The 22,106-nt window shown below is 53.8% G+C and carries 16 protein-coding genes, 2 tRNA genes, 1 rRNA gene and 1 riboswitch; of the genes, 5 read left to right on the top strand and 14 right to left on the bottom strand.

The features are described from left to right. Nucleotides 1-173 precede the first annotated feature (173 nt). The 5 genes from AC0XWG_RS08145 to btuB form a co-directional block, all read right to left on the bottom strand. Nucleotides 174-249: transfer RNA gene (locus AC0XWG_RS08145), tRNA-Ala, on the bottom strand. 42 nt (nt 250-291) lie between these two features. Continuing rightward, nucleotides 292-368 (bottom strand) — tRNA-Ile (locus AC0XWG_RS08140). 69 nt (nt 369-437) lie between these two features. Next, nucleotides 438-1,977, bottom strand: a 16S ribosomal RNA gene (locus AC0XWG_RS08135). Nucleotides 1,978-2,363: 386 nt separating this feature from the next. Further along, complete coding sequence (gene murI / locus AC0XWG_RS08130) at nt 2,364-3,215, bottom strand: glutamate racemase (RefSeq protein WP_028018084.1); 852 nt, start codon at nt 3,213-3,215, stop codon at nt 2,364-2,366. Continuing rightward, the gene (btuB, locus tag AC0XWG_RS08125; protein ID WP_475680522.1) at nt 3,160-5,013 is read right to left on the bottom strand and encodes a TonB-dependent vitamin B12 receptor BtuB; all 1,854 of its coding nucleotides are present in this window, start codon (nt 5,011-5,013) and stop codon (nt 3,160-3,162) included. The genes murI and btuB overlap by 56 nt, the downstream gene beginning before the upstream one ends. 66 nt (nt 5,014-5,079) lie before the next feature. Continuing rightward, nucleotides 5,080-5,255, bottom strand: a riboswitch (cobalamin riboswitch). A gap of 104 nt (nt 5,256-5,359) precedes the next feature. Here btuB and trmA point away from each other — a divergent pair. Beyond that, the gene (trmA, locus tag AC0XWG_RS08120; protein WP_049004893.1) at nt 5,360-6,460 is read left to right on the top strand and encodes a tRNA (uridine(54)-C5)-methyltransferase TrmA; all 1,101 of its coding nucleotides are present in this window, start codon (nt 5,360-5,362) and stop codon (nt 6,458-6,460) included. Between the two features lie 55 nt (nt 6,461-6,515). Here trmA and AC0XWG_RS08115 read toward each other — a convergent pair whose 3' ends face one another. Further along, complete coding sequence (locus AC0XWG_RS08115) at nt 6,516-6,875, bottom strand: YijD family membrane protein (RefSeq protein ID WP_008501783.1); 360 nt, start codon at nt 6,873-6,875, stop codon at nt 6,516-6,518. Between the two features lie 9 nt (nt 6,876-6,884). Further along, nucleotides 6,885-7,523, bottom strand: coding sequence for an HTH-type transcriptional repressor FabR (gene fabR / locus AC0XWG_RS08110; RefSeq protein WP_028018088.1), 639 nt, complete (start codon nt 7,521-7,523; stop codon nt 6,885-6,887). 196 nt (nt 7,524-7,719) lie between these two features. Here fabR and sthA point away from each other — a divergent pair, with 196 nt between their 5' ends. Then, a complete protein-coding gene (gene sthA, locus AC0XWG_RS08105) occupies nt 7,720-9,120 on the top strand; it encodes a Si-specific NAD(P)(+) transhydrogenase (RefSeq protein ID WP_028018089.1) in 1,401 nt (466 codons plus the stop codon). On the opposite strand, the gene oxyR is transcribed toward sthA, so the two are convergent. The 4 genes from oxyR to argC all read right to left on the bottom strand — a co-directional run bounded on the left by oxyR (nt 9,094) and on the right by argC (nt 13,559). After that, nucleotides 9,094-10,020 carry a DNA-binding transcriptional regulator OxyR gene (gene oxyR / locus AC0XWG_RS08100; RefSeq protein WP_028018090.1) on the bottom strand — a complete coding sequence of 309 codons (927 nt, stop codon included), beginning with the start codon at nt 10,018-10,020 and terminating at the stop codon, nt 9,094-9,096. The two genes, sthA and oxyR, sit on opposite strands and share 27 nt — an antisense overlap. A gap of 303 nt (nt 10,021-10,323) precedes the next feature. Beyond that, nucleotides 10,324-11,697 carry an argininosuccinate lyase gene (gene argH, locus AC0XWG_RS08095; RefSeq protein ID WP_108091190.1) on the bottom strand — a complete coding sequence of 458 codons (1,374 nt, stop codon included), beginning with the start codon at nt 11,695-11,697 and terminating at the stop codon, nt 10,324-10,326. Between the two features lie 74 nt (nt 11,698-11,771). Next, a complete protein-coding gene (argB, locus tag AC0XWG_RS08090) occupies nt 11,772-12,548 on the bottom strand; it encodes an acetylglutamate kinase (protein ID WP_128348451.1) in 777 nt (258 codons plus the stop codon). Nucleotides 12,549-12,554: 6 nt separating this feature from the next. Beyond that, nucleotides 12,555-13,559, bottom strand: a complete 1,005-nt coding sequence (gene argC / locus AC0XWG_RS08085; RefSeq protein ID WP_128348450.1) for an N-acetyl-gamma-glutamyl-phosphate reductase — start codon at nt 13,557-13,559, stop codon at nt 12,555-12,557. An 88-nt stretch (nt 13,560-13,647) separates the two neighbouring features. Between argC and argE the strand changes: the two genes are divergently transcribed. The 3 genes from argE to AC0XWG_RS08070 all read left to right on the top strand — a co-directional run bounded on the left by argE (nt 13,648) and on the right by AC0XWG_RS08070 (nt 18,600). Continuing rightward, nucleotides 13,648-14,799 (top strand): acetylornithine deacetylase, encoded by a 1,152-nt coding sequence (argE, locus tag AC0XWG_RS08080; protein WP_128348449.1) that lies wholly within the window; start codon nt 13,648-13,650, stop codon nt 14,797-14,799. A 246-nt stretch (nt 14,800-15,045) separates the two neighbouring features. Further along, nucleotides 15,046-17,697 (top strand): phosphoenolpyruvate carboxylase, encoded by a 2,652-nt coding sequence (gene ppc, locus AC0XWG_RS08075; protein ID WP_128348448.1) that lies wholly within the window; start codon nt 15,046-15,048, stop codon nt 17,695-17,697. 54 nt (nt 17,698-17,751) lie between these two features. Beyond that, nucleotides 17,752-18,600 (top strand): helix-turn-helix transcriptional regulator, encoded by an 849-nt coding sequence (locus tag AC0XWG_RS08070; protein WP_128348455.1) that lies wholly within the window; start codon nt 17,752-17,754, stop codon nt 18,598-18,600. Here AC0XWG_RS08070 and AC0XWG_RS08065 read toward each other — a convergent pair. From AC0XWG_RS08065 to AC0XWG_RS08055, 3 genes are read right to left on the bottom strand one after another with little or no spacing between them, the layout of a single operon-like run. Beyond that, a complete protein-coding gene (locus AC0XWG_RS08065) occupies nt 18,587-18,943 on the bottom strand; it encodes a PTS fructose-like transporter subunit IIB (protein WP_108091193.1) in 357 nt (118 codons plus the stop codon). The genes AC0XWG_RS08070 and AC0XWG_RS08065 overlap by 14 nt on opposite strands. A 2-nt stretch (nt 18,944-18,945) precedes the next feature. Beyond that, entirely contained in the window at nt 18,946-19,821 is an 876-nt protein-coding gene (locus tag AC0XWG_RS08060; RefSeq protein WP_128348447.1) for a [formate-C-acetyltransferase]-activating enzyme, read from the bottom strand. Beyond that, nucleotides 19,787-22,081, bottom strand: a complete 2,295-nt coding sequence (locus AC0XWG_RS08055) for a formate C-acetyltransferase (RefSeq protein ID WP_128348446.1) — start codon at nt 22,079-22,081, stop codon at nt 19,787-19,789. Before AC0XWG_RS08055 ends, AC0XWG_RS08060 begins: the two co-directional genes overlap by 35 nt. Between the last annotated feature and the right edge of the window lie 25 nt (nt 22,082-22,106).

Here is a 22,106-nt window from a genome sequence, read left to right as displayed (position 1 = left end):
CCGAAGATGTTTCTTTCGATTCATCATCGACTTGCGAAAATTTGAGAGACTCGAACACACATAACATGTGTGTCGTTTCAATTTTCAGCTTGATCCAGATTTTTAAAGAGCAAAACTTCGCAGTGCACCTTTTCAGGTTCACTCTGAAGTTTTCTTGGGTTCGCAGTAAAGGATGGTGGAGCTATGCGGGATCGAACCGCAGACCTCCTGCGTGCAAAGCAGGCGCTCTCCCAGCTGAGCTATAGCCCCATCGTTTGCAATCTCTGTACCGCTCATCCTTTAAAAGGAGTTTGGTAGGCCTGAGTGGACTTGAACCACCGACCTCACCCTTATCAGGGGTGCGCTCTAACCACCTGAGCTACAAGCCTGCAGAAATTTTTACTGCTGTTTTTCATCAGACAATCTGTGTGAGCACTGCAAAGGCAGGTTCTTTAAGGTAAGGAGGTGATCCAACCGCAGGTTCCCCTACGGTTACCTTGTTACGACTTCACCCCAGTCATGAATCACAAAGTGGTAAGCGCCCTCCCGAAGGTTAAGCTACCTACTTCTTTTGCAACCCACTCCCATGGTGTGACGGGCGGTGTGTACAAGGCCCGGGAACGTATTCACCGTAGCATTCTGATCTACGATTACTAGCGATTCCGACTTCATGGAGTCGAGTTGCAGACTCCAATCCGGACTACGACGCACTTTATGAGGTCCGCTTGCTCTCGCGAGGTCGCTTCTCTTTGTATGCGCCATTGTAGCACGTGTGTAGCCCTACTCGTAAGGGCCATGATGACTTGACGTCATCCCCACCTTCCTCCAGTTTATCACTGGCAGTCTCCTTTGAGTTCCCGGCCGGACCGCTGGCAACAAAGGATAAGGGTTGCGCTCGTTGCGGGACTTAACCCAACATTTCACAACACGAGCTGACGACAGCCATGCAGCACCTGTCTCAGAGTTCCCGAAGGCACCAATCCATCTCTGGAAAGTTCTCTGGATGTCAAGAGTAGGTAAGGTTCTTCGCGTTGCATCGAATTAAACCACATGCTCCACCGCTTGTGCGGGCCCCCGTCAATTCATTTGAGTTTTAACCTTGCGGCCGTACTCCCCAGGCGGTCGACTTAACGCGTTAGCTCCGGAAGCCACGCCTCAAGGGCACAACCTCCAAGTCGACATCGTTTACGGCGTGGACTACCAGGGTATCTAATCCTGTTTGCTCCCCACGCTTTCGCACCTGAGCGTCAGTCTTTGTCCAGGGGGCCGCCTTCGCCACCGGTATTCCTCCAGATCTCTACGCATTTCACCGCTACACCTGGAATTCTACCCCCCTCTACAAGACTCTAGCCTGCCAGTTTCGAATGCAGTTCCCAGGTTGAGCCCGGGGATTTCACATCCGACTTGACAGACCGCCTGCGTGCGCTTTACGCCCAGTAATTCCGATTAACGCTTGCACCCTCCGTATTACCGCGGCTGCTGGCACGGAGTTAGCCGGTGCTTCTTCTGCGGGTAACGTCAATTGCTGAGGTTATTAACCTCAGCACCTTCCTCCCCGCTGAAAGTACTTTACAACCCGAAGGCCTTCTTCATACACGCGGCATGGCTGCATCAGGCTTGCGCCCATTGTGCAATATTCCCCACTGCTGCCTCCCGTAGGAGTCTGGACCGTGTCTCAGTTCCAGTGTGGCTGGTCATCCTCTCAGACCAGCTAGGGATCGTCGCCTAGGTGAGCCGTTACCCCACCTACTAGCTAATCCCATCTGGGCACATCTGATGGCAAGAGGCCCGAAGGTCCCCCTCTTTGGTCTTGCGACGTTATGCGGTATTAGCTACCGTTTCCAGTAGTTATCCCCCTCCATCAGGCAGTTTCCCAGACATTACTCACCCGTCCGCCGCTCGTCACCCGAGAGCAAGCTCTCTGTGCTACCGCTCGACTTGCATGTGTTAGGCCTGCCGCCAGCGTTCAATCTGAGCCATGATCAAACTCTTCAATTTAAAAGTTTGATGCTCAATGAATTAAACTTCGTAATGAATTACGTGTTCACTCGTTGAGACTTGGTATTCATTTTTCGTCCGAGGACGTTAAGAATCCATGTCACTTTGAGTGCCCACACAGATTGTCTGATAAATTGTTAAAGAGCAGTTGCAACGCGGCTTTCAGCTCACCGTTGCGAGGTCCCGTATATTACGTTTTCCTCATTCAGAGTCAAGCGATTATTTTCACTTTTCTCTGTTGGTGTTCATCTCTGAACCCCGCTAACCCGGCGGCTTGTAAGCCGTTGTTCCGTGTCAGTGGAGGCGCATTATAGGGAGTTCTCAGACGTTGACAACCCCTCTTTTGAAAAAAACTTTCAACCGCCTCTTTTTTGCTCAAAACCGTGCTACAACGCCAGTTTTTCGAGCGTTTCAAAGCCGTAACGATGTAAAACGGGTAAAAGTTGTTCAGTTTCTTTTGTGATCGCCATACAAAAAGCGATATTTGCATCGGTAGATTTTGCATCTGGCGCTTCATGTTCCAGCAACCAGGCAGTACGACGCGCAATTGCCGCACCGGAATCCACCAGACGAGTCCCCTCTGGCAGAACAGCCAGAAGCTCTTCCTGTAAAAGAGGGAAATGGGTACATCCCAGAACAACGGTGTCTGGCGGCTCCGGCATCCGCAACCACGGGCGCAAAATGCGGCGCAGCTCTTCCAGCGAAACAGCGTGTCCATGCAACTTCGCTTCAGCCATTTCGACAAGCTCCGCCGATCCGAGCATTGCTATCTGGCATTCATTAGCAAAGCGGTCGATCAGTTCACGCGTATAAGGACGCTTCACGGTGCCACGTGTTGCCAGCAAACCAACGATACCGTTCGCCGTCAGACGCGCGGCTGGCTTTATTGCAGGAACGACGCCCACAACCGGGAACTGGAATTTTTCACGCAAGGCAGGAAGGGAAACCGTACTCGCCGTATTGCAGGCGATAACCGCCAGCGCAAGGGGGTAACGCTTTTGTACCGCGGTAACAATTTCAACCACACGCTCAACAATAAACTCTTCGCTTTTTTCCCCGTACGGAAAAGCGACGTTATCAAAAGCGTAGATGTAATGGAGATTCGGCAGGAGATGCCGAATCTCATCATAGACCGAAAGCCCACCAACGCCGGAATCAAACACCAGTACAGTGGGACGCGGATCAGAAGGTGTAGCTGCCAGACAAGGTGTATTCCCGTCCTGCAGTTTGATAGCCATAAACTGTCTCGTAATCTTTATCGAACAGATTGGCTATTTTACCACGAACTGTGAGGTGAGAGGTGACAGGATATGAAACTGCGATATCCCACAAACTTACGCCACCCATTTTCACACGTTCTGACGCATAGGTATTCGGATCGATCGCAACGTCGTAACGAGTTCCCAGATAACGGTACGCCAGATTCCAGTCGAGATCCCAGACCTGCCAGTCAAGCTGATACTTAACCTGCTGCTTAGAGCGGCGAGCCAGGACTTCGTTGGTTTTCGCATTACGTGGGTCAACATAATCGTAAGAGATCTGATGGCCTACCGGGCCAGTGTCAAACTGCGCCGTGGCTTCCACGCCTTTGATACGCGCTTCATCAACGTTGTAGTAACGGTATGTATGCGGATCGCTGCTGATCAGATTATCAATATCATTACGATAACCTGTAATACGCCAGTTAACCGGTCCCGTCAGGCCTTCAAAACCTCCTTCCCACTGCTTACTCTCTTCCGGTTTAAGGTCTGGATTACCATAGTTTGCACTGTGGATCTGACTCATCGTAGGCGCTTTAAATGCGGTACCGTAGGAGGCTATCACGCGATAACCATCCACAAACTCCCACGCTGCGCTGGTTTGCCATGTTCCATAGTTACCAAAGTTGGAGTTGTCGTCATTACGCGCCGCCGCTTCCAGCGTCACGCTGTTGAACTGCTGCATCGCTGAAACGAAAACGCCGGTATTACGCTGCTCGTAACCTTTATCCAGGTAGCCCGTTCCGGCCTGCGTCTTCTGCTTTTGCCAGTCCAGTCCTGCACCAATGTTGCCGTGACCGACTTCAACAGTATTAAGCCACTGGGTGGTGTACTGCTTCACATCATCCATCGTTGCGGAATCAGCATAGCGCCCTTTCTTCGGGTCATAGTTCTGATCTTTACTGCGACCGTAACCCGCCACCAGTTGTGACTGGAAAATCCCCTGGTTGTAACGTAGTCCCGTATCCCAGTTCTGGCTGTAGAGCTGGCGAGTATCCGGTCGCCCATCCACCATAAAGTTGGCGTCATAGTGATCGTAACCGTCATACGCCGTGCGGTTGTCATAACCAAAACCACGGAAGAAGCCGCTCACGCTGTCGGTAATCTGCTGTTCCACAGAGCCGTACAGTGACTTACTCATAAAGCCATCGCGGTCAGGCTGACGCGGTGCATCCTGGGCTGCAATATCAAAACCACGGGTATAGGTATAGTTACCCGCCATCGTGATCCTGGTTTTATCAAGAACCTGCTGGAAAGAGCCATCATAGGTTTGGTAACCCTTAGACCCCACACCTGCAGAAATTTCCGCACCCGGTTTATCGCGTCCGGTAATGATGTTGATCACACCGCCAATCGCGTCGGAACCATACAGAGCCGAACGTGGGCCACGAATGTATTCAATACGCTGAATCAGGGAAGTCGGGATCTGGCTCAGGTCAGGTACGTTGCTGATCCCGGCGTTATTCAAAGGAATACCGTCAATCAGCACCAGCACATGGCGAGATTCAGTTCCGCGAATAAATGTCGAAGAGTTCGAGCCCATTCCACCGCTTTGCGCGATATCCACGCCAGGCAGACGTGACATGATTTCCACCACACTCTTTGCCTGCCAGCGTTCAATATCTTCACGCGTCACAACAGATGTCGGAGCCAGAACGGTTTTTGCCGGTTGTTCAAAACGGTTTGCAGTCACCACCAACGAGTCTGCGCTATCCTGCGCCCAGCCCGAAAATGCCGTGACGGACAACGCCGTCAGCAGCGATACTTTTTTAATCATTGTTAAAGCATCCACAATATAAGAAGGATGCCGCAGGATTCATCTATAGCACGCGATGATGAAACCAAATGCGACGTGATCCCGGCAGGTCTTCGGGCTAGGTGGCTTTAGAAGGATGAAGACTTCCCATTTTCACAGTGTCTACAACGCTCATCCCGCCAGTCTTTACCGCTGCGCGTCAGCTCCAGATTTACACTGGATTCCCTTTTCACTCTCAGGAGACCGGAAACAGAATGCTACAATTAGACACGTATAGATGTCCAGATAGCTATTAGCCATTAAATCTGGACATCCCCTGAACAATGCCTACAATCCCCGCGTAATTCTTTATCACTCAGGACGCATCATGACCCCAGAACACCTCCCGACAGAACAGTACGACGCGCAGCTGGCAGAGAAAGTTGTCCGCCTGCAAAGTATGATGACGCCTTTCAACGCGCCCGTTCCCGAGGTGTTCCGCTCTCCTGTCAGCCACTACCGCATGCGCGCCGAGTTCCGCATCTGGCACGACGGTGACGACCTGTACCACATCATTTTTGATCAGCAGACAAAATCCCGTATCCGCGTAGACAGTTTTCCGGCGGCGAGCGAGCTGATTAACCAGCTAATGACCCTCATTATGGACGGTGTGCGCACCAACCCAGTGCTGCGCAATAAGCTGTTCCAGATTGACTACCTGACTACCCAAAGTAACCAGGCGATTGTCTCTCTGCTGTATCACAAAGCGCTGAATGACGAGTGGCGCGAGCAGGCAGAAGCCCTGCGCGATGCGCTGCGCGCGCAGAACATCAATGTTCATCTGATTGGCCGTGCTACCAAAACCAAAATCATGCTGGATCAGGATTACATCGACGAGCGTCTGCCGGTGGCGGGTAAAGAGATGGTGTATCGTCAGGTAGAGAACAGCTTCACCCAGCCGAACGCCGCGATGAACGTGCAGATGCTTGAGTGGGCGCTGAAGGCGACGGAAGGATCGACGGGCGATCTGCTTGAGCTGTACTGCGGTAACGGCAACTTCTCGCTGGCGCTGGCGCGTAACTTCGAGCGCGTGCTGGCCACAGAAATCGCAAAACCATCGGTTGCTGCGGCACAGTACAACATCGCGGCTAATCATATCGACAACGTGCAGATCATTCGTATGGCCGCAGAAGAGTTCACGCAGGCCATGAACGGCGTACGCGAGTTTAATCGCCTGCAGGGCATTGATCTGAAGAGCTACCAGTGTGAGACGATTTTTGTCGATCCGCCGCGCAGTGGCCTGGACAGCGAAACCGAGAAGATGGTGCAGGCGTACCCGCGTATTTTGTACATCTCCTGTAATCCGGAGACGCTATGCAAGAACCTCGAAACATTAAGCCAGACGCACAAGGTTGAACGTCTGGCGCTGTTCGATCAGTTCCCGTATACGCACCATATGGAGTGTGGTGTACTGCTCACGGCGAAGTAATTATCTGGCATTTTTGGCAGGTGGAGCTTCGCTCACCTGCCTTACAAATAATTCATTACTCTGGTAACTGGCTCTTACGGCTACGCATGCGCGAGCCAATCCAGAACACCAGCGCCACAGACAGTACCGCAGGGAAGAAGTTAGAGCCGATATCCGGATACTCGGCACGCACCACTGTGCTATACAGCAACACACCCAGAATAAAGCAGGCGGCAGCCAACCCCGGTAACCCGACCGGCATAGTGCGGTTCAGGTAACGTTGATGCAGACAGTAAACCGTCAGCACCAGTGCAATTAGCGGGAAAATCGAAAAAGGTACGATTGAGCTAAAAATAGCGGCAAACGTACCATTAATGGATAAGCCAGCGATCAATGCCAGCAACAGCGTCCCTTTATCCTGACCTGACTGTTTCATTACTCACCTTCACTCTTCGGTTTGATGTGCCAGTTTCTCTTGTTCACGGCGATACCAGTAGTACGCACCTTTAGAAATCATGCGAAGCTGTAATACCAGTCGCTCTTCGAGCTGCTTGCGTTGTTCAATGCTGATATCCAGCGCTTCGGCACCCGCGCTGAAAACAATCGTCACCATCGCCTCAGCCTGTGCTTCAGTAAACGCACGCGGCATATGGTTTTCGAGTTCAAGATAGTCGGCAAGTTCCGCGATGAAATGCTGAATTTCACGCGCGACGGCAGCACGAAACGCCGCAGAGGTTCCGGAACGCTCGCGCAGAAGCAGACGAAACGCGTTGGGGTTATTGCCGATAAATTCCATAAAGGTCGACACGGAGGTGCGGATCACGCTGCCGCCTTTTGCGATACGCTGACGCGCCTGGCGCATGAGCTGACGCAGCATCAGACCACTTTCGTCGACCATGGTCAGACCCAGTTCATCCACATCACGGAAGTGACGATAGAAGGACGTTGGCGCAATCCCGGCCTCGCGCGCAACTTCACGCAGGCTCAAACTGGCAAAACTACGCTCGGCACTCAGTTGACTGAATGCGGCTTCCACCAGCGAACGCCGGGTTTTCTCTTTTTGTTGTGCTCTTACGCCCATCACGATAGTTGAATCCTTCCAAAGGCCTGATGGCACTATACCAGAGAATAAAATTAATCTGTTTGCCTGGCTTTGTGAATGATTGTTTACGCGCGGTTTGTGCTTCACTGCCCGAAAAAAGCACAACGATAATTGGGTTACTCTGGCAATGATGTTATGATTCTGTTGCTTTTATGTATAAGAACAGGTAAGCCTTGCCATGCCACATTCCTACGATTACGACGCAATAGTTATTGGTTCCGGCCCCGGCGGCGAAGGTGCTGCTATGGGTCTGGTGAAACAGGGAGCCCGAGTAGCGGTCATTGAGCGCTACCATAATGTTGGCGGCGGTTGCACCCACTGGGGCACCATCCCTTCGAAAGCCCTCCGCCACGCCGTTAGCCGCATTATCGAATTTAACCAGAACCCTCTCTACAGCGACCACTCCCGACTTCTTCGTTCATCCTTTGCCGACATCCTGAATCACGCGGATACCGTCATTAACCAGCAGACACGTATGCGTCAGGGGTTTTATGAGCGTAACCACTGTGAAATTTTGCAGGGTAACGCGCATTTTGTTGATGAGCACACCCTGGCGCTCGAATGCCACGACGGTTCGGTTGAAACCATCACCGCTGAAAAATTCGTTATTGCCTGCGGCTCACGCCCGTACCACCCGGCCGATGTAGATTTCTCGCACCCACGCATCTACGACAGTGACTCCATCCTCAGCCTGCACCACGAACCACGCCACGTGATTATCTATGGCGCTGGGGTGATTGGCTGCGAATATGCGTCGATCTTCCGGGGCATGGAGGTCAAAGTTGACCTGATCAACACCCGCGATCGCCTTCTGGCCTTCCTCGACCAGGAGATGTCGGATTCCCTCTCGTATCACTTCTGGAACAGCGGTGTCGTCATTCGCCACAACGAAGAGTACGAGAAAATCGAAGGCTGCGATGACGGTGTGATTATGCACCTGAAATCCGGCAAAAAGCTGAAAGCCGACTGTCTGCTGTATGCCAACGGCCGTACCGGTAACACCGATTCGCTGGCGCTGGAAAACATTGGTCTGGAAACCGACAGTCGCGGTCAGTTGAAGGTCAACAGTATGTACCAGACCGCCCTGCCGCACGTTTATGCAGTCGGTGACGTTATTGGCTATCCAAGTCTCGCGTCAGCAGCCTACGACCAGGGACGCATTGCGGCTCAGGCGCTGGTGAAAGGCGAAGCAACGGCGCATCTGATTGAAGATATTCCGACAGGGATTTACACCATCCCGGAAATTAGCTCAGTCGGGAAAACCGAACAGCAACTGACAGCCATGAAAGTGCCTTACGAGGTAGGTCGTGCGCAGTTTAAACATCTGGCGCGCGCGCAAATCGTGGGGATGAGCGTGGGAACGCTGAAGATTTTGTTCCATCGCGAGACGAAAGAGATCCTCGGTATTCACTGCTTTGGTGAACGCGCCGCGGAAATCATTCATATCGGCCAGGCGATAATGGAGCAAAAAGGGGGTGGTAACACCATCGAGTACTTCGTTAACACCACCTTTAACTACCCGACCATGGCAGAAGCCTATCGGGTAGCGGCACTAAACGGTCTGAACCGCCTGTTTTAACGCGCTGTCAAAATGGCCATCCATTGAACTCCGGATGGCCTCTGCCAGCTGCTCATAGCGGCTGCGCAGCGGCGAACCCGGGCGATATACCAGGCCAATCGTACGGCGCGGCTCTGGCTTAATGCACGGCAGGTACACCACGCCATCTCGCGTGCGTTCACGAGGTACGGCCAGCGCAGGCAGCAGTGTAATACCACTTCCCGCAGCCACCATATTACGCAGCGTTTCCAGGCTGGTTGCGCGGAAATGGGTATCTTCATCAGCACCCGCTTCAAAGCAAAAACCCATCGCCTGATCGCGCAGGCAGTGGCCATCTTCCAGCATCAGCAGCTTCTCGCCGGCCAGATCGGCCATCGGCACGCGATCGCGGTTCGCCCACGGGTGATCTTGATAGATCGCCAGCATCATCGGCTCATCAAACAGCGGCACCTCAATAAAGGCTTCGCTCTCTTTGACCAGCGCCAGAATGGCACAGTCGAGCTTACCGCTATCTAACTGCGCCAGCAGCTGATGGGTCTGCGCTTCATGCAGGTACATTTCAAGTTTCGGGAACGTCTGGTGCAGCATCGGAATGATGTGCGGTAACAGGTACGGGCCAACGGTTGGGATCAGGCCAATATGCAGTGGGCCTGACATCGTTTCCCCCTGCTGGCTTGCCATTTCCTTGAGCACTTTGACCTCGCGCAGCACGGTGCGCGCCTGATCAACCAGCAAAAGACCTGCCTGGGTGAACAGTACCTTACGACTGGTGCGCTCCAGCAGCATCACACCCAGCTCATCCTCCAGCTTGCGGATCTGACCGCTCAGTGTAGGCTGGCTGACGTGGCAGGAATCTGCCGCGCGGCGAAAATGACGGTGCTCGGCTAACGCTACCAGGTATTCAAGATCACGAATATTCATTATTCATCCTCCGTCGCCACGATAGTTCATGGCGATAGATAGCATAGCAACGAACGATTATCCCTATCAAGCATTCTGTTGAATAATACACCACATAGACGAGGCGGCACGTGTTTGACCCAAAACGACCCCGCTCCGTCAGCGAGTTTCTCTCAAAACTCGAACAACTAAAGCCAACGTGAACTTTTGCGGACCCCGTGGTCCGCTTTTTTTTGCGTAAAAAAGCCTGGCGTTAAGCCAGGCTCCGTTTTTCTCCCACTCCCCGTGGGAGAGGGCCGGGGTGAGGGCACCCGCCCGCACAGTTTAAACTAAGCGGTTTTTCGCATCCGCAATCGCCTGCGCGACCTGCTTAGGTGACACGCCGCCTTTCGCCGCACGCTTATCCAGGCAAGACTGTAATGCCAGAATCGGATAAACATCATCCCCGATAACCGCACTGAACTTCTGCAGCTCGGCAAGCGCCAGATCTTCCAGCGGTTTACCCTGGCGAATCGCTTCCACTACCGCTTCGCCCACAATATGGTGCGCTTCACGGAACGGTACGCCTTTCGCAACGAGGTAATCCGCCAGCTCAGTGGAGTTTGCATACCCCTGCTGCGCCGCTTCCTGGCAACGCGGGCGTTTCACCTGAATACCATCCAGCACCAGTGCGCCCATATGCAGACAGTCCAGCCAGGTGTCGAGCGCGTCGAACAGCCCTTCTTTGTCTTCCTGCATATCTTTGTTATACGCCAGCGGCAGCCCTTTCAGGGTCATCATCATGCCGGTCAGCGCGCCCTGGACGCGGCCACACTTGCCGCGGATAAGCTCCAGCGCATCCGGGTTTTTCTTCTGCGGCATCAGGGAAGAACCTGAAGTCACACGGTCAGACAACTCGACAAACCCGGCCTCACCGGAGTTGAAGAAGATCAGGTCTTCTGCGAAACGCGACAGGTGAACCATGCCGATAGAAGCATTTGAGAGCAGTTCCAGCACGTGGTCACGGTCAGACACGCTGTCCAGGCTGTTACGGGTGGCAGAGGCAAAGCCCAACCAGCCTGCCAGCTGTTCACGGTCAATTTCATACGCCGTACCGGCCAGCGCGCCGCTACCCAGCGGACTCACGTCCAGACGTTTCAGAGTATCCTGCAGACGGCTTTCATCACGCGCCAGCATCTCGACATAGGCCAGGCACCAGTGCGCAAACGTCACTGGCTGCGCACGCTGCAGATGGGTGTAACCCGGCATGACCGCGTCCTGGTTATTCTGAGCGGTTTCCACCAGCGCACTCTGCAGTTGACGGTTAGCGGCCAGCAGTTCGCCAACGGTATCTTTACACCACAGCTTCAGATCGGTTGCGACCTGGTCGTTACGGCTACGGCCAGTGTGCAGCTTCTTACCCAACTGACCGACTTTATCGATCAGTTTGCCTTCTACCCAGCTGTGAATGTCTTCGGCATCACTCTGGAGAATTTGCTCCGGGTTCAGACGCACTTCTTCCAGCAGGTTGTTCAGCGCTTCTTCCAGCTGCTGTTGCTCATCTGCGGTCAGTACCCCCACGGTAACCAGCGCTTTGGACCAGGCCACAGAGCCGACAATATCCTGTTCGGCCAGGCGGTAGTCGAAGCGCAAAGAGTCGTTGAACTGTTTGAACCGCTGATCCGCTGCCTGTGTAAAACGCCCACCCCAAAGTGCCATAACATCGTTCCTTTATTCGTTAGTTCCGCCGGGTAGCGATACGCTTGCCCGGCCTGCGGTCATTCAAAAAAAACTTACGCTAAAATACGCGTGCCAATCGGCGTGCCGTTAAACAGCGCCGGGAGTTGCTCCGCGTGACGCCAGGAGGCGATATCTACCGGGCGGCCGAGCGTGCGCGCGGCATCCAGTGCAGCGTTCACTTTGACGATCATACCGTCGGTAATAATGCCCTGCGCAATCAGCTGCTCGGCTTTCGCCGCCGTCATTTCCGCAATGCGCTGACCTTTGCCGTCCAGAATACCGCTCACGTCGGAAAGCAGGATCAGGTCTGCGCCCAGCGTTGCCGCCAGTGCAGTTGCCGCCTGGTCCGCGTTCACGTTCATCAGCTCGCCCTCTTCGGTGACACCGATAGAACTGACCACCGGCAGGAAACCGCCATCCAGCAGCGTGTTAATCAGCTTAGGCGAACCTGGCTGTGCCAGTCCAACATGGCCGAGCTCTTCATCGAGCTGGGTCACTTTTACACTATCGCCATCGCCCAGATAGAGGCCGACAGAGGCAATATGGTGCTTCTTCGCCCATGCCAGCAACGTTTTGTTCGCCGTTCCCGCCAGTGCACCGGTAATGATGCCAATCTGATCGGCAGGCGTGACGCGCAAGCCATTTTTCTTTTTCACCGGCAGGTTGAGCCCTTTCATCAGCTCATCCACCACGCAGCCGCCACCGTGAACAATCACCAGCGGACGTTGGTGCGATTCGCGATAGTTAACCAGCGCGGTAAAAAGACGCTCCAGCGCTTCTTCGCTGTCCAGCAGTACACCACCGAGTTTGATAATTAATGGGTTCATCATCACACCTTAAATAAGAGCCTGCGTTTCAGGGAAGCCGAAACGAATATTTGCGCACTGCATGGCCTGAGCGGCAGCGCCTTTGAGTAAGTTATCTTCTGCGGCGACCACAATCAGGTGTTCGCCCTGCACAGCAAAGCCGATATCGCAGAACGGCAAACCGACCACGTTTTTCAGCGCCGGGACGCCTTTATCGTACAAACGCACCAGCGGTTTATCCGCGTATGCCTGAGTGAAGACCTCGTTCACCTGTTCTTTGGTTACGCCCGGTTTCAGGCGGCAGGTAATGGTTTCGAGGATCCCACGCGGGAAGCTGCCCAGGTGCGGGGTGAAAATCACCTCCGCGCCCAGATGGGTGGTAATTTCAGGGTGATGACGGTGGTTAAACACACCATACGGCTGAAGGCTCACTTCGCAGAAGCTGTTGGAGATAGCAGCCTTGCGCCCGGCACCGCTCACGCCACTGGTGGCGTTGATCACCGGCCACTGATTCAGATCCAGCAGACCTGTGTCGATCAATGGCTTAAGTGAAAGCTGCGCCGCCGTCGGGTAGCAACCCGGGACAGCAATCAGATCCGCTTCTTTCAGTTTGTCTGCGCTCCACTCCGCCAGGCCGTACACCGCTTTTTCAAGCAGATCCGGGTGCTGATGGGTAAAACCGTAATATTTTTCATAGAACGCGCCATCGTTAACACGAAACGCGCCAGAGAGGTCGAACACCACACAACCGGCCGCCAGAAATTGCGGTGCCAGGTCGTGGCTGACTTCGTGCGCAGTGGCCAAAAACACCACGTCGACGCCTTCGGTGAACTCACTGATGTCAGACATTGGCTGCAACGGCAGATCAACAATGCCCTTAAGTTGCGGATGCAAATCAGAAATTAACTTTCCTGCATCATTGCTTTGCGCTGACACGGTCAAAGCGGTTATGGTCATATGTGGATGGCGATTCACGTAGCTTACAAGCTCTGCGCCCGCATAACCGCTAGCGCCTACAATCAGCGTATTCAACATCGGGTTCCTTTATGCTCAACGTTAATGTATTTTTATTCACATTTATTGCATGAATATTGATACTATCACGACCTAAGGTGTGTCAACAATGAAAATGAACTTACCGCCATTTATCGAGATCTACCGCGCTCTGATTGCCACACCGTCCATCAGTGCAACCGAAGAAGCGCTGGATCAGAGCAATGAGTCTTTAATCAATCTGCTGGCGGGTTGGTTTAGCGATCTTGGGTTTAACGTTGAGGTTCAGCCCGTCCCCGGAACCCGCCACAAATTTAACCTGCTCGCCCGCACCGGAACCGGTGCGGGCGGCCTGCTGCTGGCCGGTCATACTGACACCGTACCGTTTGACGACGGTCGCTGGACGCGCGATCCGTTCACCCTGACCGAGCATGACAACAAGCTCTACGGTCTGGGCACCGCCGACATGAAAGGATTCTTCGCCTTTATCCTCGACGCGCTGCGTGACGTGGACGTGACGAAACTGAAAAAACCGCTCTACATTCTGGCGACCGCCGATGAAGAAACCAGCATGGCGGGCGCTCGCTACTTCTCTGAAAACACGTCGATTCGCCCGGATTGCGCGATCATCGGCGAGCCAACGTCTCTGCAACCGATTCGTGCGCACAAAGGCCATATCTCGACGGCAGTACGCGTGCTGGGCCAGTCCGGCCACTCCAGCGACCCGGCGCGCGGGGTGAACGCCATTGAGCTGATGCACGATGCCATCGGCCACATCATGCAGCTGCGTGATTCCCTGAAAGAGCGCTACCACCATGATTCGTTCACCGTTCCTTATCCGACGCTGAACCTCGGCAGCCTTCACGGCGGCGATGCCTCCAACCGTATCTGCGCCTGTTGCGAGCTGCACATGGATATCCGCCCGCTGCCGGGTATGACGCTGAGCGATCTGAACGGATTACTGACAGAAGCCCTTGCACCGGTGAGTGAACGCTGGCCTGGTCGCTTGACAGTTTCCGATCTTCATCCGCCAATTCCGGGCTACGAGTGCCCGCCGGATCACCAGTTGGTCGACGTGGTGGAAAAACTGCTCGGCGAGAAAACCGATGTGGTGAACTACTGCACCGAAGCGCCGTTTATTCAAACGCTCTGCCCGACGCTGGTCCTTGGCCCTGGCTCCATCAACCAGGCCCACCAGCCGGATGAGTATCTGGAAACTCGCTTTATCAAGCCAACCCGCGAACTGATTACTCAGGTTGTGCATCACTTCTGCTGGCATTAATGACCTTTCCCCTCTCATCTGAGAGGGGAAAATCTCGCGATCTCCGTCACATTCCCATAAGCATCACTTATCTGACGCGAAGCGAATTAAATTTCGTAAATTACCCACATTTATTCGTTTGCTGAACCGTTTTCGCAGCAATTGACGACGGGGGTTTTACGTGGCTTTATAAAGGGAGATGACAAAATAATGTCCAGAAGATTTTCGACTGGGCATAAACAAAAATGATGGGGTGACTGGGTTTTTATGAACGAACAATATTCCGCGTTGCGTAGTAATGTCAGTATGCTCGGCAAAGTGCTTGGAGATACCATCAAAGATGCGTTGGGGGAGAACATCCTCGAGCGTGTTGAAACCATCCGCAAGCTATCGAAATCTTCTCGTGCAGGTAATGAGGCCAATCGTCAGGAGCTGCTAACCACGTTGCAGAACCTCTCTAACGATGAGCTGTTACCCGTTGCACGCGCATTCAGCCAGTTCCTTAACCTGGCAAACACCGCTGAGCAATACCACAGCATTTCGCCAAATGGCGAAGCTGCCAGCAACCCGGAAGTCATTGCCCGTACGCTTCGTAAACTCAAAGATCAGCCAGGCCTCAATGAAGACACCATCAAAAAAGCGGTGGAGTCCCTTTCGCTGGAGCTGGTACTGACCGCGCACCCAACCGAAATCACCCGTCGTACCCTGATCCATAAAATGGTGGAAGTGAACAACTGCCTGAAGCAGTTGGATAACAAAGACATCGCTGACTACGAGCGCAACCAGCTGATGCGCCGCCTGCGCCAGCTGATTGCCCAATCCTGGCACACCGATGAAATTCGTAAGCATCGCCCAAGCCCGGTTGATGAAGCCAAATGGGGCTTTGCGGTGGTAGAAAACAGCCTGTGGGAAGGGGTTCCTAACTACCTGCGCGAGCTGAACGAACAGCTGGAAGAGAACCTGGGCTACCGCCTGCCGGTGGATTTTGTTCCAGTGCGCTTCACCTCCTGGATGGGCGGAGACCGCGACGGCAACCCGAACGTGACCGCAGAGATCACCCGTCATGTCCTGTTGCTGAGCCGCTGGAAGGCCACCGACCTGTTCCTGAAAGACATTCAGGTACTGATTTCCGAACTGTCGATGGTTGAAGCAACACCGGAACTGCGCGAGCTGGCTGGTGAAGAAGGTGCCAGCGAGCCGTATCGTTTCCTGATGAAAAAACTGCGCAGTCAGCTGATGGCTACTCAGGCCTGGCTGGAAGCTCGTCTTAAAGGCCAGCGCCTGCCAAAACCCGAAGGTCTTCTGAGCCAGAACGAACAGCTCTGGGAGCCCCTGTACGCCTGTTATAAATCTCTGCAGGCCTGTGGGATGGGCATCATCGCGAACGGTGAGTTGCTTGATACCCTGCGCCGCGTGAAGTGTTTTGGCGTACCGCTGGTGCGTATCGATGTGCGTCAAGAGAGCACCCGTCATACCGAAGCCCTGGGCGAACTGACCCGCTATCTCGGCATCGGCGATTATGAAAGCTGGTCCGAAGCCGACAAGCAGGCCTTCCTGATCCGCGAACTGAACTCCAAACGTCCTCTGCTGCCTCGCAACTGGGAGCCAAGCAACGACACCCGCGAAGTTCTCAACACCTGTAAAGCGATCGTTGATGCGCCGAAAGGATCGGTGGCGGCCTATGTGATCTCCATGGCAAAAACGCCGTCCGACGTGCTGGCCGTTCATCTCCTGCTGAAAGAAGCCGGTATCGACTACGCCCTGCCGGTCGCGCCGCTGTTTGAAACCCTCGATGACCTGAACAATGCCAATGATGTCATGACCCAGTTGCTGAACATCGACTGGTATCGTGGCTTTATTCAGGGCAAACAGATGGTCATGATTGGCTATTCTGACTCCGCAAAAGATGCGGGCGTAATGGCAGCATCATGGGCCCAGTACCAGGCGCAAGATGCACTGATTAAAACCTGTGAGAAAGCCGGTATTGAGCTGACCCTGTTCCACGGACGCGGCGGTTCCATTGGCCGTGGCGGTGCACCTGCTCATGCCGCACTGCTGTCACAACCGCCGGGAAGTCTGAAAGGCGGCCTGCGCGTGACCGAACAGGGCGAGATGATCCGCTTCAAGTACGGTCTGCCAGAAGTCACCATCAGCAGCCTGTCGCTTTACACCAGCGCTATTCTGGAAGCGAACTTGCTACCGCCGCCGGAGCCAAAAGCGTCCTGGTGTCATATTATGGACGAGCTGTCAGATATCTCCTGCGATCTGTACCGCGGCTACGTGCGTGAAAACAAAGACTTCGTACCTTACTTCCGTTCAGCGACGCCTGAGCAGGAACTGGGTAAACTGCCGCTGGGCTCACGTCCTGCGAAGCGTCGCCCAACCGGTGGCGTAGAATCCCTGCGTGCTATCCCGTGGATCTTCGCCTGGACGCAGAACCGTTTGATGCTGCCAGCCTGGCTGGGTGCCGGTGCCGCGCTGCAGAAAGTGGTAGAAGATGGCAAACAGAGCGAGCTGGAAACCATGTGCCGCGACTGGCCATTCTTCTCAACCCGCCTGGGTATGCTGGAGATGGTCTTCTCGAAAGCTGACCTGTGGCTGGCGGAATACTACGATCAGCGCCTGGTGAAACCTGAGCTATGGGCACTGGGTAAAGAGCTGCGCGAACTGCTGGAAGGTGACATCAAAGTGGTGCTGGATATCGCCAACGACTCACACCTGATGGCGGACCTGCCGTGGATTGCCGAGTCTATTCAGCTACGTAACATCTATACCGACCCGTTGAACGTCCTGCAGGCAGAACTGCTGCACCGTTCGCGTCTGGCGGAAGAAGAAGGTAAAGAGCCGGATCCACGCGTTGAACAGGCGCTGATGGTGACGATTGCAGGCGTTGCGGCAGGTATGCGTAACACCGGCTAATGCTTTATGCCCGGCAGCGCTGCGCTTGCCGGGCAATACCTCGGTATTCACATCATGCACCACGATATCACCCACATCCTGACTGACCTGATAAACGGCACGTTGCCGCTACGTCAGGTGCATTTTGCAAACTCAACATCCTCCGTTCCCGCACTTGCCTTGCAGGTCGATTTTCCTCGTCTGGAGATCGTGCTCGAAGGTTCGGTGAAAGACCTGGCTGCTTCCGTTTTACAGCAGGGTGATGTTTTATACGTTCCTGCTGGCGGCTGGAATGATCCGCAATGGCAAAAGCCCGCAACGACGTTGAGCATTCTGTTTGGCAAACAACAACTTGGGTTTAGCCTCCTGCACTGGGATGGTGTTGAGGTCCGTAACCTGGCAAAACGGCATGTTGCCCGCAGAGGTCCTCGTATTGGCTCATTCCTGCTGCAAACGCTCCATGAAATGCAGATGCAGCCGCATGAGCAGCAAACCGCGCGGCTGATTATCGCCAGCATGCTTAGCCACTGCGTCGACCTGCTGGGCAGCCAGATCCAAACCGCCTCGCGTAGTCAGGCTCTGTTTGAAGCGATTCGGGTCTATATTGACGAGCACTACGCCGCGCCGCTAACCCGTGAATCCGTGGCGCAGGCGTTTTACATCTCCCCCAACTATCTGTCGCATCTCTTCCAGAAAACAGGTGCAGTGGGTTTCAATGAATACCTGACGCATACCCGGCTGGAACACGCGCGTCAGTTGCTGAAAGGGTATGATTTAAAAGTGAAAGAGGTGGCACATGCCTGCGGGTTTGTTGACAGTAACTATTTCTGCCGGTTGTTCCGTAAAAACACAGAGCGATCCCCGTCAGAATACCGTCGCCAGTATCACAGCCAGCTAACAGGGAAAGTGGCTAGTCCAGAATGAGCTGAGTATGCTGCGGTGCGGAAAACATTTTACGCACCGCTCCCATCACCCTTTGCGGGTCACGTAAAAAAGCGTTAATCCCGCACTTCACGTAGCGGGTATGTTCGAAGCGTTCACTGCCAGCCAGTTCGATATCCGCGATCAGTAGAACAACATCGGCGCGACGAATATCGTCATCTGTGAGCTCGTTTTCAACGCCCAGAGCTCCCTGCGTCTCAATGTGAACGCTCCACTTCTCGTGCTGGCAGAGTTTTTCAAGCCGTTCCGCCGCCATATAGGTATGTGCAACGCCACTGACACAAGCGGTCACCGCCACCAGGTGACGTTCCGTTATCACTGCCATACTTAACCTCCTACGGTGACATGGAAACCTTCGCGCTCAGCCATTTGACGCATCGCCGCAACCTCACTTTCTGTTGGCGGAACCACTTGCCGCATCCCCCACTCCTGACCAAGGAGACGATACTTTGGTTCCCCGTACTGATGGAACGGCAGTAAATGCAGTTGCCGTATTCCAGAAGGTAACAGAAACGCCAGCACGCGAGCCATGTTCGTTTCATTGAGCGTAAAACCCGGAATAAGCGGTACGCGAGGGATCACATTTACTCCGTCAGCCACCAGTTGCATAAAATTATCGAGCACTCTGGGCAGATTCATTGCTACCACTGAACGCGCCTGCTCCGTATCCATTATTTTCAAATCAAACAGCACTTCATCACACTGGTGCGCCAGTGGCAGTAAGCGAGATAAAGGCGCATCTCCTGCCGTTTCGATGGCTGTATGCACGCCATATCGACGCAGCCTCTGCAAAAGCAGTGTCGCAAAAGGTGCCTGCATCAACACCTCCCCTCCGGAGAGGGTGACGCCACCACCCGAAGAACGGAAGAACACATCGTCTTTCATTACCTCACGTTCGAGCACATCGAGCGTAACGTCTCTTCCAATATGCTCGAACGCGCCAGAAGGGCACTCATTAGCATCCCGCAGACAGGGGCTACAGTGCAAACATTTGCTCACGCGGCGCACTGTCTCGATTTTCGGTGAGATCGACTCAGGATTAGCACACCAGGGGCAGCGGTGAGGACAACCTTTAAAAAACACTACCGTACGAATGCCACGCCCATCATTCAACGAATAGCGCTGAATGTTGAAAATACGCGCCGCATTGGCGCGCGTTTCAACCTCGTCACAGCTGATGTGCTGTGCGACGGATAATGTCATCCTGGATCTCCTTCGATAACTCAACAAAGAAGGCGCTGTATCCGGCAACCCGGACGACCAACCCGGCAAAATCCTGTGGGCGCTGCTGTGCTTCGCGTAGCGTGTCCGCGTTAACGACGTTGAACTGGATATGTTGCAGTTTAAGCTGGGTGAACGCGCGCAGAAAATCCGCCAGCTTTTGCAGCCCGGCATCGCCTTCCAGCGTCGCAGGCGTGAATTTAACGTTCAAAAGTGTACCGTTAGATAATAAATAGTTATCCAGCTTACTCACCGATTTCAGTACCGCCGTCGGGCCCTGCATATCTTGCCCGAGCATAGGAGAGAGCCCACCGTCTGCCAGCTGCTCACCTGCCAGGCGACCATCCGGTGTGGCACCCACGACTGCGCCCAGCGGTACGTGTGCCGACACGGTATATGAACCGGGGGTAAATTGCCCACCACGCGGGTTGCGGTATTTTTCGACCTCTTTACAGTAATGGCGCAGCAATTCAGCGCTGATATTGTCGACATCATCAATATCATTGCCGTATTTTTCGAAGCGGTTGATCAGCCTTGCACGCACTTTCTCGCCTTCAGGGGTGGCAAAATTGGCTTTTAACACGGCTAATAGCTCATCAAAACTTAAGCGTTGCTGTTCAAAAACCAGCCCTTTCAGAGCATGCAATGAGTCACTCAAATTCGCTATCCCTATCCCCTGCACGCCAGAGAAGTTATAGCGTGCACCGCCGTCGGTAATATCTCTCCCCGTAACCAGGCAATCACTGATAAACGAAGAGAGAAGCGGCACGGGCGCCCAGTCGCGGTGGCCGATATCGCAGATATTGCTCCCCTCGACCATCAGCGCAATGTAGTGATTAATTTTGGCGCGAATATGCCTCAGCAACTCTTCATAACTGAGATCCGCATTACCTTCGTTCTCCTGCATCGCGATTTCCATGACTTTCAGCAGGTTAAACATCGCGATATCGTGAAGGCCGTAGGTTTTACCCGGAATGGATAGTTCAACGCAGCCGACAACAGCGTAATCACGTGCATCTTCAAGTGACACACCACGATTCAGGAAAGCTGGCACCACCACTTCATCGTTAAATATCTGCGGAATACCGGTTCCCAGGCGGATCGTCTCTGCAGTTTTGAGCAGGAAAGGTCGATCAATAAGTTCGTTCACTCGCACGCCAAGGTTGGGCTGCGGAAGCTGAACGCTCTGGTAGGCATCCAGGCACAGGAAGGAAAGCACATTCACCGCACTGCGACCACTCTCCGTCAGGCCGCCCAGCAGTGCAGTATATCCCGTCGGAAATCCGGCAAAATAACGTGCGCTGCTGGTCGAACGTAATAACACCACGTCATTGCACTTCACCCACAGTGATTCCAGAAGTTCTTGCAGAAACGCGGGATCGTCACCTTGCGAGAGCGAAGCCTGATAAAACGGCAACATATACTGATCAAAGCGCCCGATGGAGAGCGAGCTGGCGTTAGATTCGTACTGTAAAATAACGTTCATGTACCAGAATAGCTGACACGCCTGCCAGAACGTTTGCGGTTTATGCTGAACGTTATGACGAGAGTTTTCCGCAATCTTGAGTAATTCCTCGCGTCGAGAGCCATGGCTGATGGCAGCGACGTCTTCAGCCAGCACTGCATAGCGCAGAATGTGGCGCTGCGAGGCTTCAAGCAGAATCAGCGCCGCGGCATAGAAGGTGTTCTCCGTATCGCGGGTGCAGTGTTCACGCATTTCCTCTACCAGCGCACCCAGACCATTATTCAGCAGGCGTGGGTAATCAATGATGATATGCCCCTGCCCTTTATCCGTCTGATTGACGCTAAAAATCTGTGTCCCCACGGCGGCTTTCACTTCATCCGTCATCTGGCTGTTGATGAAATCTTTCATCGACCGTTTTTCCCACCAGGGATACAGCACTTCACGGTAGATCCGCTTATCCTCGTCGCTAATGTCGAAGCGATCCTGGGGTCGTGTGGCAAACTGATCCAACTCCTTAAGCAGCCAGTACGGGTCCATCTCAGGGGACATAATCCCTGCGCGCGGTTTAACGGTGCGGTTTCCGGCAATCAGTTCCTCATCACGAATCGCGATATTCACATGGTCGAGAATGTACGCCGTGGCTTTCGCGCGCCTGAGCATAACCGGCTCGCCTTCCGTCTGCTGATAACTGGCGGTATAGAGCAAAGCACGCTCAAGTGAGATTTCGCGCGGGTTAGCAAAGAGTGCGTCTTTCAGACGCTGGGTACGATTCGTCATGAGGTAACTCCTGTAACGGAAAAAC

The organism is Enterobacter sp. DVT3837 (assembly GCF_056238685.1).
Note: the sequence above shows the minus strand (reverse complement) of the source record. Positions and strands in the feature narration are given on the sequence as shown.

Excerpts from the sequence above, each read along its gene's own strand:
- murI (WP_028018084.1), bottom strand. The coding sequence starts at position 3,215 with ATGGCTATCAAACTGCAGGACGGGAATACACCTTGTCTGGCAGCTACA.
- btuB (WP_475680522.1), bottom strand. The coding sequence starts at position 5,013 with ATGATTAAAAAAGTATCGCTGCTGACGGCGTTGTCCGTCACGGCATTT.
- trmA (WP_049004893.1), top strand. The coding sequence starts at position 5,360 with ATGACCCCAGAACACCTCCCGACAGAACAGTACGACGCGCAGCTGGCA.
- AC0XWG_RS08115 (WP_008501783.1), bottom strand. The coding sequence starts at position 6,875 with ATGAAACAGTCAGGTCAGGATAAAGGGACGCTGTTGCTGGCATTGATC.
- sthA (WP_028018089.1), top strand. The coding sequence starts at position 7,720 with ATGCCACATTCCTACGATTACGACGCAATAGTTATTGGTTCCGGCCCC.
- oxyR (WP_028018090.1), bottom strand. The coding sequence starts at position 10,020 with ATGAATATTCGTGATCTTGAATACCTGGTAGCGTTAGCCGAGCACCGT.
- argH (WP_108091190.1), bottom strand. The coding sequence starts at position 11,697 with ATGGCACTTTGGGGTGGGCGTTTTACACAGGCAGCGGATCAGCGGTTC.
- argB (WP_128348451.1), bottom strand. The coding sequence starts at position 12,548 with ATGATGAACCCATTAATTATCAAACTCGGTGGTGTACTGCTGGACAGC.
- argC (WP_128348450.1), bottom strand. The coding sequence starts at position 13,559 with ATGTTGAATACGCTGATTGTAGGCGCTAGCGGTTATGCGGGCGCAGAG.
- argE (WP_128348449.1), top strand. The coding sequence starts at position 13,648 with ATGAAAATGAACTTACCGCCATTTATCGAGATCTACCGCGCTCTGATT.
- ppc (WP_128348448.1), top strand. The coding sequence starts at position 15,046 with ATGAACGAACAATATTCCGCGTTGCGTAGTAATGTCAGTATGCTCGGC.
- AC0XWG_RS08070 (WP_128348455.1), top strand. The coding sequence starts at position 17,752 with ATGCACCACGATATCACCCACATCCTGACTGACCTGATAAACGGCACG.
- AC0XWG_RS08065 (WP_108091193.1), bottom strand. The coding sequence starts at position 18,943 with ATGGCAGTGATAACGGAACGTCACCTGGTGGCGGTGACCGCTTGTGTC.
- AC0XWG_RS08060 (WP_128348447.1), bottom strand. The coding sequence starts at position 19,821 with ATGACATTATCCGTCGCACAGCACATCAGCTGTGACGAGGTTGAAACG.
- AC0XWG_RS08055 (WP_128348446.1), bottom strand. The coding sequence starts at position 22,081 with ATGACGAATCGTACCCAGCGTCTGAAAGACGCACTCTTTGCTAACCCG.